We start from the raw sequence: 12,469 nt of genomic DNA, 5'->3' as shown, positions 1-12,469 counted from the left end.
TACGCGTCAACCCGCATTGGATGCACAGACTGACAAGACAGGGAGTCTCCCATGGCATTTCTAGAACCGTCTGCCCCTCAGGGGCCGTCCGCTTATCGTGCGCCAGCCGAAGGCCGCAGCAGTTGGCTGGCCCTGGCCCATGAGATCGACCCGGAAGTGGCGCGCTATTTCCTGGTAAGTGCACGCTGCGGCTGTTTCATGCAGGCGGCGCGCAGTTTGAATATCAAGGCCACGCTGTTGCGCAAGCGTCTGGCGCAGTTGGAGGAACACCTGCGGCATTCGCTGTTCAGCTACCAGGGCAATGGTTTGGTGCTCAGTCGCGATGGCCAGCAGCTGCAGGCGCAGCTGATTGCCCTGGCCCATGAACGACGCCTGCCTGTGACGGAGCAGCCGCTGATTCGGCTGGCCGTGGCCGAGCCGATCCTGCATGACATCCTTGGGCGCGATCTGATCGCGTTGCTGCGCCGCAATGCCAGCGTGCGCCTGGAGATCATCTCCATCGACAGTCAGTTGTCGTTGCAGGCGGTGGATGTGGACGTGGTGCTGTGGCTGTCAGACGCCGACGGGCCGGTGCCGGGTCCGAGCTTTGCCACTGAGCCACCCCGAGCCTTGGCGCGCTTGCAGTATCTGCCGCATATCGCCAAGCGTTATTCGCGGTTGACCACGCGGCCGGACAGTGTGGAGGACCTCGACGATTACATGCTGGTGCAATGGCAGCCGGATGCGCAGGTGGGGGCTTTGCAGGCGTGGAACCAGGTTGTACAGGAGCGCCTGGCGGCAGTGGTGCAGGTGCATGCGTATTCGCTGATGCTGGAGATGATCCGTTGTGGCGCGTGCATTGGGTTGCTGCCGCAGTACATGAGCAGCTTTGACCGGGGGCTGGTGGCGTTGCCGGGGTTATTGGCCGAGAGCATGCAGCGCCAGGTGTGGTTGGCGGTGAATGCGCAGGTGCGGGATGAGGAGGCGGTGCGGATGATTGTGGAACTGATCGTTGGCACCTTTGAAGGTCGGCGGGAGTGGTTTGACTGACAGATTTCTCTTAGGCCACCCAATCCCACTGTGGCGAGCGGGCTTGCCCCGCGTTGGGCTGCGTAGCAGCCCCAGTGAAGGCACTGAGGTATTCCTGAAAGAACTCAGCGTCGGGTTTTGGGGCTGCTGCGCAGCCCAACGCGGGGCAAGCCCGCTCGCCACAAAATCCAGTTGTCACCGATGCACCGAGGCGTGCGTATCGCAGGCAAGCTCCCACAGGAAAAGCAGACTGACGGTCGCCGCCATTGCGCGACTGGGATAACTGCGCCAGTCTTGGTGGCCTCATTCCCTGGGTCCAAGCACGCTGCGATGCAAGCCACACGTCTGACACTCATTTGCCATGCCCTCACGCCTCTGCAAAAACAGGGGCGTTTCTGCGATGACGAGCCGGTGGCGATGGATTGGCAGGGGGCGGCCGGCTCTCTCGCTGGGCGTTATAGGAAAAAGCCGCGTTTACTCTGCGCTCCCGAGCTGCGTACTCGACAGACGGCTGGCTTGTTCGGCAATGACGCTGTGATCGAAGACGCCCTGCGCGATGCTGATTTCGGCCAGTGGAAAGGCCAGGCCATCAACCAGCTCAGTAGTGATGAGTTGAATACCTGGCTCACCGACAGCACCTTCGCGCCCCAGGGTGGAGAGTCAGTCGATGAAGTCTGTACACGTGTAGCGCAGTGGCTGAAAACCCTCGAAACCCAACCCGGCCATATCGTCGCCATCACCCACCCCTTTGTGATCCGCGCCGCGTTGTTGCAGGTGATGCAGTTCCCGCTGTCGATGTTCTACCGTATCGACGTCGAACCGTTGTCCGCCACCGAGCTACGCTTCAACAACGTCTGGCGCCTGCGCCTGGAAACTCACGCCTGAGCGCCTGAACATGGCAAAATCCACGCCCCGCACTGAGAGCAACCCATGAAACGCATCCTGATCATCGGCATTGGCGCCGGCAACCCTGACTACATCACGATGCAGGCCGTGAAGGCGCTCAACCGCACCGACGTGTTTTTCCTGATGGACAAGGGCCAGAGCAAAGACAAGTTGATCGACCTGCGTCGCGAGATCTGCGAGACCTACATCACCGAGCCGGGTTATCGCTTCGTTGAGGCCGAGTGCCCGGAGCGCGTGCGCGGCGATATCGACTACACCACCGCCGTGCAGGACCTGAACCGCGACAAGCAGCAGACCTTCGAACGCATGATCAACGAAGAAATGGCTGACGGTGAAGTAGGTGCTTTCCTGGCCTGGGGCGACCCGGCGTTATACGACAGTACCATCCGCATTTTGCAGGCGATTCTGGCCAGTGGCCGTTGCGCCTTTGAGTTCGAGGTGATCCCCGGTATCACCAGCGTGCAGGCGCTGGCCGCACAGCATAAAGTGGCGCTGAACCGTATTGGCAAGTCGGTCGAGATCACCACCGGGCGCCGTCTGGCGGCGGGGCAGGCGAGTGATGCCGACACCCTGGTGGTGATGCTCGACGCGGAAGACTCCTACCGCACCGTGGCCGATCAAGGCCTGGACATCTACTGGGGCGCCTACCTGGGCACGCCGGATGAAATCCTTATCAGCGGCAGGGTCAGTGAAGTGGCAGAAGAAATCGAACGGGTGCGCAAGGCGGCGCGCCTGGAAAATGGCTGGATCATGGACACTTATCTGCTGCGCAAACCCTGAGGTTACGTCCCATGCTCAAACTGTTTGCCCTGGCACTGACCCTGGTGGTCGGCGTCGCTCATGCCGACGATACGCTGCATACCGACTTGCCGTTGTCGTACCTGGAACAGACCCAGGGCGATGCGCGCAACCAGCCGCTGGTGATTTTCCTGCACGGTTTCGGCAGTGACGAAGAGGATTTGTTCGGCATCAAGGACGCGTTGCCGTCCACCTGGACTTACCTGTCGGCCCGCGCGCCGATGCCGGTGGACCCCCACGGCTATCGCTGGTTTACCAAGACGCCCGGTGACGGCGAATACGATGGCGAGACCGCCGACCTGCAACGCAGCGCCAGGCTGATCGAAGAGTTTGTCGGTAAAGCCACCGTCAAATACCACACCCAGCCGGATCGGGTCTTCCTGGTGGGCTTCAGTCAGGGCGCGATCATGTCTTACGAGGTGGGGTTGCGTCGGCCGGAACTGCTGCGTGGGATCGCGGCGTTGAGTGGCAGCGTGTTGCCGGTGCTCAAGGCTGAGCTGAAGCCGGATGCGTCACTGGGCAAGCTGGCGATTTTCATTGGCCACGGCACTTTGGACCAGGCGCTGCCTTATGCGTCGGCCACTCGGGCGAATGAGGTGTTGACGGGGTTGGGATTGAAGCCGGAGTTCCACGGGTATCCGGGCATGCCGCATACCATCAGTGAAACGGAAGTGCAGGACCTGAAAGCCTGGCTGGAAAAGAGCCTGAATTAAAAGCGGTCAAAGATTGTGGGAGGGGGCTTGCTCCCCCCCCACATGTGGATCGGGTTGTCTGGAAGACTGTTATTTCCCGCCGGTAATCTGCCTCACCAGCGCGGCATGCCCCTTTGCGTCATCGGCCCGCGAGATTGCCTGGATCACCAGCAGGTGGTTGCCCGAACCGCCCAGGAACGTGGAGTTCAGCGTCTTGCCGCCACCCTGGGTGGCGGTGCTGTCTACCTGGCGTAGGCCCAGGCCCTTGAAGTTCAGCTTCTTTTCGCTCTGTTTCTTGAAGTCCGGCAGGGCGGCGCTCTGGTCCTTGACGAAGCCGGCTACGGCGCCGTCCAGGAATTTCGCGTCGTTATCCCCAATGCTCAGCCCATCGTTGCGCACGGTTTCGGCGACGATCACCACGCTTTTCGTGGTCTGGTTGGCGTACATCGTGCCTTGGGTATCGGCAGTGCCATCCTCGGCCTTGCCTGCCGGCAGGGTGTCGGCGGCGTAGGCCTTGGGCAAGTTGAAGGTGAACTTGCCGCCCAGGGTGGAGATGGTTTGCGTGGTCGGCTTGGACGCGGCAAACACGCTGCCGGCGGTCAGCGCGAGGGCCAGCAGGACGGCGGTCTTGGTGAAAGTGGCCATGAAGCGCTCCAGGGGATGAACGAAATTGCGGCGTATTCTGTCAGAAAAATCGCAATCTCGTTCATTGGCAGCCTCACAGCTTGTCGGACTCTTCCTCAAGTCGATCCATCTCAAACAGCCGCGCCAGTTCTGCCCGTGCCTCCTGGGCGGTCTGCATCACCTTGGCCGCGTCGTCGTACACCGCGTGTTGCGCGGCCAGCACTTGCAGGTCGTGGTTCTTGAAGCGGGTGATGCGCGCATCGGCCTGGGCCTGGCTCAAGCCGAGGCCCACCAGGGTGCGGCGGCTCATTTCCAGGCTGGAATAGAAGGTCTCGCGAACCGGCGAGGCGTCCAGGTCGACCAGGCGGTGCACGTGCTGGCGGTTACGTGCACGGGCGATGATCTGCATGTGCGGGTAGAGGTTGCGCACCAACTCGGCGGTCTTGATGTTGATCTCCGGGTCGTCCATGGCGATCACGAAGAACTCCGCCTGGTCGACCTTGGCCGCGTGCAGGATCTCGGGGCGTTGCGGGTCGCCGTAGAATACCGGCATGCCGCCGAAGCTGCGGGTCAGCTCAATGGTTTCCACCGAGGTGTCCAGGGCGATGAACGAGATGTTCTGTGCCCGCAGGATCCGCGCCACGATCTGGCCCATACGGCCCATGCCGGCGATCACCACGCGTGGCGCATCGCTTTCGATGGTGCGATATTCCTCGGGCACTTCCACCGGCTTGGCCTTGGGCTTGAACAGCTTCGGACACACCAGCAGCAACAGCGGCGTCACCGCCATGGACAGGGTGATGGTCAATACCAGTACGTCGTAGAGGTGCGGTTCGAACAGGCCCTGGTCGCGGCCGATCTTGAACACCACGAAGGCAAATTCACCCCCGGCCGCCAGCACCACGCCCAGACGCAGGGCGCTTTCGCGATTGAGGTCACCCACCATGCGGCCCACGGCATACAGCAGCGGCAATTTCAGGCCTATCAACAGCAGCGTCAGGCCAATCACCACCAGCGGCGAGCTGAGCAACAGGCTGAGGTTGGCGCCCATGCCCACGCTGATGAAGAACAGCCCCAGCAGCAGGCCCTTGAATGGCTCGATCTGCGATTCCAGTTCGTGGCGGTACTCCGAGTCCGCCAGCAGCAGGCCGGCGAGGAAGGCGCCGAGGGCCATGGACACGCCCACCAATTCCATCAACCACGCCGTACCAATCACCACCAGCAGCGCGGTGGCGGTGGATACTTCACGCAGGCCGGTCTTGGCCACGATGCGAAACACCGGTCGCAACAGGTAGCGTCCGCCGATGATCACCACGGCGATGCTGCCGAGGATCTGCAGTACGTGTTGCAGGCCCTGGGCCTCGGTGGTCGGGTGATCGCTGCCGGCCAGCAGCGGCACCATGGCGATCAGCGGGATCGCGGCGATGTCCTGGAACAGCAGGATGGCAAAGGCCAGGCGACCGTGGGGCTGGTTCAGCTCCTTGCGCTCGGCCAGGCTTTGCAGGCCGAAGGCAGTAGACGACAGCGCCAGGCCCAGGCCCAGCACGATAGCGCTGTTCCACGACTGGCCAAACAGCCACAACGCCACCACGCCCATTACCAGGCCGGTGAGCAGCACCTGCGCCAGGCCGACGCCGAACACCGCCTTGCGCATCACCCACAGACGCTTGGGTGACAGTTCCAGGCCGATGATGAACAGCAGCAACACCACACCCAGCTCGGAGAACTGCGCGACGCTTTGCGGGTTGCCGATCAGGCCGAGCACCGAGGGGCCGATGATCACACCGGCGAACAGATAGCCCAGCACCGCGCCCAGTTGCAGGCGTTTGGCCAGGGGCACGGTCAGCACGGCGGCGAGCAGGAACACCACGGCTGCTTGTAACAGGTTGCCTTCATGGGGCATTGGGAACTCCAGGATCTTCAAAACCAATCAACAGGCGGGTATTAGAGCGCTTTTTACATATGGATAATTGTGTTTTTGCGGCGCAGGAGGGGGAACACGCAGTATTTTTCAAGGTTCCGAGCGCTTCGCGTGTTGTATGCCTTTGATCCGCCGATGTGCGTTGTTGCTGATCGGTGGAGACAAGACAGGGCGACACCGATGGTATGAGGAACACGTCCCGATGGCAGAAAAGCTATATGACGTGCATTTGGAAACATTGCAAAAGCCCGGCACGTGCAGGGGTTTGTGTTATCTGGTTATTAATCGCCTTGCATGACCGCAACTTGCCCGACCGGTGCGAGGTTCACTGGCCGGCGATACAACCCTACTGCCAACCGGGCGCCTTTTCCCTCAGCGGTACGGCGATGAGCCTCGTCCTTTGTTACTATCGCCGTCCCTTGTCGCCAGGAGTCACTGCCCCATGCAGCACCAGTGGGATGAAATGCACCGCACCCGCAAGCCCACCTTCGTACTGTGCGGCGAGCCTCAGGGCGATGTGCTCAATCTCTATGTTCACGGTTATTCGGCGTTCTTCAATCGGCAACAACTGGGTGGCTTCAAGGAGCAGTTGGCGAGTATCGAAGGTTCGACCAACCTGATGCTGTTCTGGCCGGCCGGGCATTTCCTGGAAAATCTGTTTGCACCCTTCAAGGAGGTGATTGGCGCAGTGCTGGGCGGCGGCAGCCTGGGCGCGGCGACCGTCGGGGTGGGCAAGGCGATTGCCTATTTTCTCGATCACTACAAAAGCGTCGAGGCGCGGGTGGACGAAGTCGCCAAAAGCCTGTTGCCGGAACTGGCCAACTACCTGCACGGTGAATCCCTTGATGTACGGCGTATCAACCTGATCGGCCATTCCCTGGGTGCGCGGATCCTGGTCAAGAGCTTGCTCGCCAGCCCCGAAACCGCCCGTGAGCTGCCGTTGGACAACCTGTTGTTGATGGGCGGGGCGATCTGCACGTCGAGCCCGTGGGACGTGGTGTCGGCGCCGCTCAAGGGGCGAGTGATCAACTGCCACTCCAGCAAGGACTGGGCCTTGGCCATAAAGCCGGACACCGAACGCTGTATCGGCCGTTATGCAATCCCGGTGACACCGGCGCTCAAGGCCAAGGTCACCAACGTGCACCTGGCGACTTTCGATCACGCCGCCTATTGGCCGCAGTTGCAGACGGTGGTGCAGTACACCGACCTGCTGCATGAACGGCGCGGCATGATCCGCTCTGACCAGCGCAGTGCTGAAGTACGTTTTGCCGAGGAGGACATCGATTTGTTCCCGGCGCTGGTGCAGGCCCGGCCGGAAGAGTTGAAGTTCCTCGCCGAATTGATGGCGCAAAAGCGCAGTGCATCGATAGACGCCACGGTGCGCGAGCCGCTCAAGTTGGCTGTTGAGCTGCAACGCATGGGCGGCGACAGCTTCATGAACCTGGCCCGTGGGCATGGTGTGGGTTACCGCCAGATCGCCGAAGATGTGGCGCAGCGGCTGGGGATCAAGTTCGACGAGCCGCTCGATACTGTCGCGCTGGCCGACCTCGAAGCCCGGGTTGCCGAGAAGCTTATCGAACGGTACAAGGACAAACTCAGCAACGCGGACCGACAGGTATTCGACGCAGAACTCAAGGCTGCCGCGCAAAAGGAGCAGGGCTTGTTCAGCCGTTTTGACGTAGGCCGTTCGGCTGCCACCGCGTTGAGCGGCACGGCGTTGGCCGGGCTCACCGGTTTTATCCTGCGCCGTGGCGCGGCCACGGCAATCCCGGTGGTGGGCCAGGCGTTGGCGGCGGCGATGCTGGTGGTGAGCGGCATGCGAGCATTTTCCGGCCCGGCGTATTCGATCACAACGTTGGCCGTGCTGGTGATCGGCGTGATTCGCCAGCGCATGGAGCGTGAAGCGCTGAACCAGGAGATGGACCTGGTGGTGCAGGTGGTGGAGGCATTCGACCTGCCACGGGACACGGTGATGCGCACGGTCGTGTCCGACTGATAAGCTGCATCCTTGTCTTGTATGTTTGCCTGGGATACCGCGTGAAATTCAGCCTGCCGAAAATTGCTACCGCCCCGTTCTGCCCGCCGGAAGTGGCCGGCTCCGTTGCCGTTGACCCTAAGGCCTCGTTCTTCAAGCGCATGTTGATGTTCGCCGGCCCTGGCTTGCTGGTCTCCATCGGCTATATGGACCCGGGCAATTGGGCCACGGCCATCGAGGCCGGTTCGCGCTACGGCTACAGCCTGTTGTTCGTGGTGTTGCTGGCCAGCCTGGCCGGGATGGCGGTGCAGTGCCTGTGCTCGCGGCTGGGCATCGCCACCGGCAAAGACCTGGCGCAGCTGTGCCGTGAGCGCTACAGCAAGGGTTCCGCTCGTACCCAATGGGTGCTGGCGGAAATCTCCATCATTGCCACCGACCTTGCCGAAGTGTTGGGCTGTGCCCTGGCATTCCACTTGCTGCTGGGGGTATCGCTGACCACCGGCATTGTGATCACCGCCTTTGACACGCTGTTGGTCCTGGCCCTGCAAAACCGGGGTTTCAGGCGCCTGGAAGCGATCATGCTGGCGCTGGTGGCGACCATCGGCGTGTGTTTCTTTATCGAACTGGTGCTGATCAAGCCGTACTGGCCGGACGTGTTCGGTGGTTTCGCCCCGTCACTCTCGGCCATCAGCGACGCGGCGCCGCTGTATCTGGCCATCGGTATCCTCGGGGCCACCGTAATGCCCCATAACCTCTACCTGCACAGCTCCATCGTGCAAACCCGCCTGATCGGCAAGGACCTCGCCAGCAAAGTGGATGCGGTCAAGCTGGCGCGTATCGACACCATCGGTTCATTGGCCCTGGCGCTGCTGGTCAACGCCGCGATCCTGATTCTAGCCGCCGCCGCTTTCCACAAGACCGGCCACACTGAAGTGGTCGAAATCCAGGACGCCTACCACCTGCTCGACCCGCTGGTGGGCGGTGCCTTTGCCAGCATCTTGTTCGGTATTGCGCTGTTGGCGTCCGGGCAAAGCTCTACCTTTACCGGCACCATCGCTGGGCAGGTGATCATGGAGGGCTACCTCAACCTGCGCATCCCCTGCTGGCAACGTCGTCTTATCACCCGTGGGTTGGCGCTGATTCCGGCGTTTGTGGGGGTATGGCTGATGGGCGACGATGCCATCGGCAAATTGCTGATCCTCAGCCAGGTGGTCCTCAGTCTGCAGTTGCCGTTCGCGCTGTATCCGTTGATCCGCATGACCGGCGATAAACAGCTGATGGGGCCATTCGTGAATCGGCTACCAACGCGGTTGCTGGCGTGGTTTCTGTTTGCGCTGATCAGTGGGGCGAATGCCTGGTTGATTGGGCAGTGGGTGTTTGGTTGAGGTGGTGCTGTCGTCGAGATGAGTTAGACCAGGATCGCCAAGGACGTGTATTGGGCGATGCCTGGATCGGCCGTCAATAGCCTCATGGGTTCGCTCATGGCTGTCGCTACGATGAGCCGATCAAAAGGGTCCTTGTGATGGTGTTCGAGATCCTTGACCGCGATGGCATGTTCCGAGGTGACGGGCAGCTCGACAAATCCGCTTTCCAGGCAGTACTCACGGATTTCATCCAGATCGACAGCGAGTTTCCCCAGGCCGACCTTGATTGCCATCTCCCAGAATGTCGCAGCGCTGATGTAGACCTCTGCGGCATTCTCAATCAGCTTCCTGGCTTTGCCGGATAGCCTGGGGTCTTCCGTCAGGGTCCAAAGCAGAATGTGGGTGTCCAACAGCACTCTCATGCAGGCTTGCCTTCGAAGGCATCCAGCAGATCGTCAGGCAAAGGTGCGTCGAAGTCTTCGGGAATGATGAACCTGCCTTTCATGGCACCGATTCTGCGACCCTTGGATTTCCCCATGGGCACAAGCTGTGCCATCGCACGTCCATGTTTGGCTATGGTGATGACCTTGCCCGCAGCGGCCTCATCCACCAGTTTTGACAGATTGTTTTTCGCTTCGCCCAAAGGAACTGTGATCATCTGGTTATCCCCATATTTTGGCCAAATATAGCCAAAACTGGGTGCGCTATCAAAGACGGCCAGACCACTGGCGGACGCGGCACGCTCAGATCGCGATGGTTTGTGATACGTGACTTTCATGGCAGTTCTCTAAAGGAAGATATCGCAAAAGTCTGCCGTATAAGGCTTGGCCAGAAGAATACTGGCCCGGAAAAACAGAATGGAACTACTTCCTCCTGTAAGAAAATTCCTGATGTGGCGATGTTTCTCCCGAGCCTCTTTGCTCACCGATCCCAATACGGCACCCCCCCAAAACACTCCACAAAATAATCAATCACCGTCCGCACCTTCAGCGACAAGCGCCGGCTGCCCGGCCACAGTGCCGCAATCTGCTGCGGTTCCAGGGTTGTCGCCACTTCATAGTCGGTCAGCACCGCCTGCAACGTGCCTGCGCGCAAGCCTTCGCCGATCAACCAGGAGGGAAACACCACCAGCCCCAGCCCTTGCTCGGCGGCATGGGTCAAGGTGTCGGCATGGTTGCCGGTGATCGGGCCCTTGACGCTGTAGGGCGTCCAGTCGCCCTGGCCCTTGCGAAAGAACCAGCGCTGCTGGCCGGTGATGCCTTTGTAGGCCAGGCATTGATGGTTGCTCAGCTCGTCGGGGTGCTGCGGGGTGCCATGCCGGGCCAGGTAGGCGGGGCTGGCGGCGATGCGAAAGCGTTGGGGCGCGAAGATGCGGGCCTGCATGCTGGAATCGTTGAGCACGCCGATGCGGAACAGCAGGTCGGTACCGTCCTGCAGTGGGTCGACGTAGGTGTCGGTCTGCTGGATGTCCAGTTGCAGCTTCGGATAGCGTCGGCACAATTCGCCCAGCCACGGTGACAGGTGACGCTGGCCGAATACCATGGGTGCATTGATGCGCACCAGGCCGCTGGGCTCGCTTTCCTGTTCCTGCAACGCCTGGCCGGCGGCTTCCAGTTGTTCCAGCATCAACCGCGCATGCCGCCCCAGCAGCCGACCGGCTTCGGTGGGGCTGACCGCGCGGGTGTGACGGTACAGCAACTGTTGGCCAAGGGCCTGTTCCATCAGCTGTATCTGCCGGGAGATAGAGGAGGGTGCCAGGCCTTCGCGGCGAGCCACTTCGGAGAAGCTGCCCAGGTCCAGAACGGCCACGAACAGGCGCAGCGCCTTGAAACTCAATTCATTCAAGCCTTGCATCATGTCTCCAGGCTGTGCGTTTTGCGCAAAGGTGTTGTCGACATGCTCCCATTTATCGCACAGCACGGCCACCGGATAATGCGCGCCATGTTTCCTTTCTTGAGCGCGGGTGATGTATGCAAGCAAGTTCCATCGAGGGTGTGGCGCAAGCCAGGCCGAAAAAAAACGTCCTGAGGTTGCTGTTGCTGCCGCTGGTGATACTGGCCGGCATGGGCCTGTCGGTAGAAGCCGGGTTGCTCGGCCCGCTGGGTGTGCAGGTCGGCCACTTGTGGGCGACCCTGAGCATTTTCGGGGTGGGCTCGGCGATCCTGTATCTGCTGCTGTTGTTCAGTGGCCCGCAAAAGGGCCCGGCGCTCTCCGAACTGCCGCGCTGGCAGCTGATCGGCGGTTTCCTGGGACCGATCTACGTGGTCGTGCTGACCCTGGCCACGCCGCACATCGGTATTGCGATGACCATGATCGCGATTTTGTCCGGGCAGGTCGGCAAGAGCGTGCTGATCGACCATTTCGGCTGGTTCGGCTCGGCGCGCAAGCGGGTCAATGGCGAACGCTGGATTGCCCTGGCGCTGATTGTGGTGGCACTTGTTCTGATTGCACGAGGTTAAGGCGATGAATCTGATTCTGTTACTGGTAGTGGTGGTCGCCGCAGGTGCGGTGTTGAGCGTGCAAGCGGCGATCAACGGTCGCCTGGGCCAGGCGGTGGGGGTGTTGCGTGGCAGCCTGGTGACGTTCTCGGTGGGGGCGATTGTCACCGCGTTAATGATTTTCTTCTTTGAACCCGTCCAGGCGGTGAGCCTGCTGGACGTGCCGAAATGGCAACTGACCGGTGCGTTGTTCGGTGTGGTGTACATGATGGTGATGGTCGGCGCGGTGCCGGTGGTCGGCACGGCCGTTGCCACCGTCGCGGTGATCGTCGGCCAATTGGGCATGGGCATGCTGATCGACAACTTCGGCTGGCTGGGCAACCCGGCCATCGAGCTGTCGAGCGGCCGCATCGTGGCGATGGCCTGCCTGGCGTTGGCGCTGGTGTTCATGTATCGCAGCAATACCCGCACCGACTGATGGCTTGAACCAACGAAGGCGGGCCGCAGTCACTGCTTAAGGTGTCGGCGTCCGCCGCACCGGGACGACCATGAAGAAGGAGTCTGACCATGCCAGATAAAACCTGTGCCTGCCCACACTGCAAATGCGTGCTGGGACCTGATGCGGTCATGAAGGACGGCAAGGGCTATTGCTGCCAGGGCTGTGCCGAGCACCATGCCCATGGTGAGCCGTGTGCGGCTGCGACGGGGTGTGAATGTGCCAAGTCTGCCAAAGGCTAGCGGTG

General features: G+C 61.2%; 14 protein-coding genes and 1 pseudogene. 10 read left to right on the top strand and 5 right to left on the bottom strand.

Annotated features, from left to right (window positions below):
* Positions 1–51 precede the first annotated feature (51 nt).
* From AC3WP7_RS20685 to AC3WP7_RS20670, 4 genes are all read left to right on the top strand, one after another.
* Positions 52–1,029, top strand: a complete 978-nt coding sequence (locus tag AC3WP7_RS20685) for a LysR family transcriptional regulator (RefSeq protein WP_102592841.1) — start codon at positions 52–54, stop codon at positions 1,027–1,029.
* Between the two features lie 309 nt (positions 1,030–1,338).
* Complete coding sequence (locus AC3WP7_RS20680) at positions 1,339–1,893, top strand: histidine phosphatase family protein (protein ID WP_102592840.1); 555 nt, start codon at positions 1,339–1,341, stop codon at positions 1,891–1,893.
* Positions 1,894–1,938: 45 nt separating this feature from the next.
* Complete coding sequence (gene cobF, locus AC3WP7_RS20675) at positions 1,939–2,694, top strand: precorrin-6A synthase (deacetylating) (RefSeq protein WP_092245844.1); 756 nt, start codon at positions 1,939–1,941, stop codon at positions 2,692–2,694.
* Positions 2,695–2,705: 11 nt separating this feature from the next.
* Positions 2,706–3,425 (top strand): alpha/beta hydrolase, encoded by a 720-nt coding sequence (locus AC3WP7_RS20670; RefSeq protein ID WP_092245842.1) that lies wholly within the window; start codon positions 2,706–2,708, stop codon positions 3,423–3,425.
* A 69-nt stretch (positions 3,426–3,494) separates the two neighbouring features.
* Here AC3WP7_RS20670 and AC3WP7_RS20665 read toward each other — a convergent pair whose 3' ends face one another.
* Positions 3,495–4,049, bottom strand: a complete 555-nt coding sequence (locus AC3WP7_RS20665; RefSeq protein WP_093513690.1) for a DcrB/PsbP domain-containing protein — start codon at positions 4,047–4,049, stop codon at positions 3,495–3,497.
* A 73-nt stretch (positions 4,050–4,122) separates the two neighbouring features.
* On the bottom strand, positions 4,123–5,931 hold the full coding sequence (locus tag AC3WP7_RS20660; RefSeq protein ID WP_071491240.1) for a monovalent cation:proton antiporter-2 (CPA2) family protein: 1,809 nt from the start codon (positions 5,929–5,931) through the stop codon (positions 4,123–4,125).
* 117 nt (positions 5,932–6,048) lie between these two features.
* On the opposite strand from AC3WP7_RS20660, the pseudogene AC3WP7_RS20655 reads away from it, so the two are divergent.
* The 3 genes and pseudogenes from AC3WP7_RS20655 to AC3WP7_RS20645 form a co-directional block, all read left to right on the top strand.
* Positions 6,049–6,247, top strand: a pseudogene (locus AC3WP7_RS20655) (type II toxin-antitoxin system RelE/ParE family toxin); the annotation flags it as partial.
* A 144-nt stretch (positions 6,248–6,391) separates the two neighbouring features.
* Positions 6,392–7,945 carry a DUF726 domain-containing protein gene (locus AC3WP7_RS20650; protein WP_093126682.1) on the top strand — a complete coding sequence of 518 codons (1,554 nt, stop codon included), beginning with the start codon at positions 6,392–6,394 and terminating at the stop codon, positions 7,943–7,945.
* A 41-nt stretch (positions 7,946–7,986) separates the two neighbouring features.
* Positions 7,987–9,309 carry an Nramp family divalent metal transporter gene (locus AC3WP7_RS20645; protein ID WP_092245833.1) on the top strand — a complete coding sequence of 441 codons (1,323 nt, stop codon included), beginning with the start codon at positions 7,987–7,989 and terminating at the stop codon, positions 9,307–9,309.
* Positions 9,310–9,332: 23 nt separating this feature from the next.
* Here AC3WP7_RS20645 and AC3WP7_RS20640 read toward each other — a convergent pair whose 3' ends face one another.
* From AC3WP7_RS20640 to AC3WP7_RS20630, 3 genes are all read right to left on the bottom strand, one after another.
* A complete protein-coding gene (locus AC3WP7_RS20640; RefSeq protein ID WP_092245829.1) occupies positions 9,333–9,710 on the bottom strand; it encodes a type II toxin-antitoxin system VapC family toxin in 378 nt (125 codons plus the stop codon).
* Positions 9,707–10,066, bottom strand: coding sequence for a type II toxin-antitoxin system Phd/YefM family antitoxin (locus AC3WP7_RS20635; protein ID WP_256575413.1), 360 nt, complete (start codon positions 10,064–10,066; stop codon positions 9,707–9,709). Before AC3WP7_RS20635 ends, AC3WP7_RS20640 begins: the two co-directional genes overlap by 4 nt.
* 143 nt (positions 10,067–10,209) lie before the next feature.
* Complete coding sequence (locus AC3WP7_RS20630; protein WP_092246176.1) at positions 10,210–11,142, bottom strand: LysR family transcriptional regulator; 933 nt, start codon at positions 11,140–11,142, stop codon at positions 10,210–10,212.
* 116 nt (positions 11,143–11,258) lie between these two features.
* On the opposite strand from AC3WP7_RS20630, the gene AC3WP7_RS20625 reads away from it, so the two are divergent.
* The 3 genes from AC3WP7_RS20625 (at position 11,259) to AC3WP7_RS20615 (ending at position 12,464) form a co-directional block, all read left to right on the top strand.
* Positions 11,259–11,747 (top strand): DMT family transporter, encoded by a 489-nt coding sequence (locus tag AC3WP7_RS20625; RefSeq protein WP_102592839.1) that lies wholly within the window; start codon positions 11,259–11,261, stop codon positions 11,745–11,747.
* 4 nt (positions 11,748–11,751) lie between these two features.
* Entirely contained in the window at positions 11,752–12,204 is a 453-nt protein-coding gene (locus tag AC3WP7_RS20620; RefSeq protein WP_092245820.1) for a DMT family transporter, read from the top strand.
* 89 nt (positions 12,205–12,293) lie between these two features.
* On the top strand, positions 12,294–12,464 hold the full coding sequence (locus AC3WP7_RS20615; RefSeq protein WP_081049255.1) for a metallothionein: 171 nt from the start codon (positions 12,294–12,296) through the stop codon (positions 12,462–12,464).
* The last annotated feature ends 5 nt before the right edge of the window (positions 12,465–12,469 follow it).

The organism is Pseudomonas sp. FW305-3-2-15-C-LB1, assembly GCF_058787615.1.
Note: the sequence above shows the minus strand (reverse complement) of the source record. Positions and strands in the feature narration are given on the sequence as shown.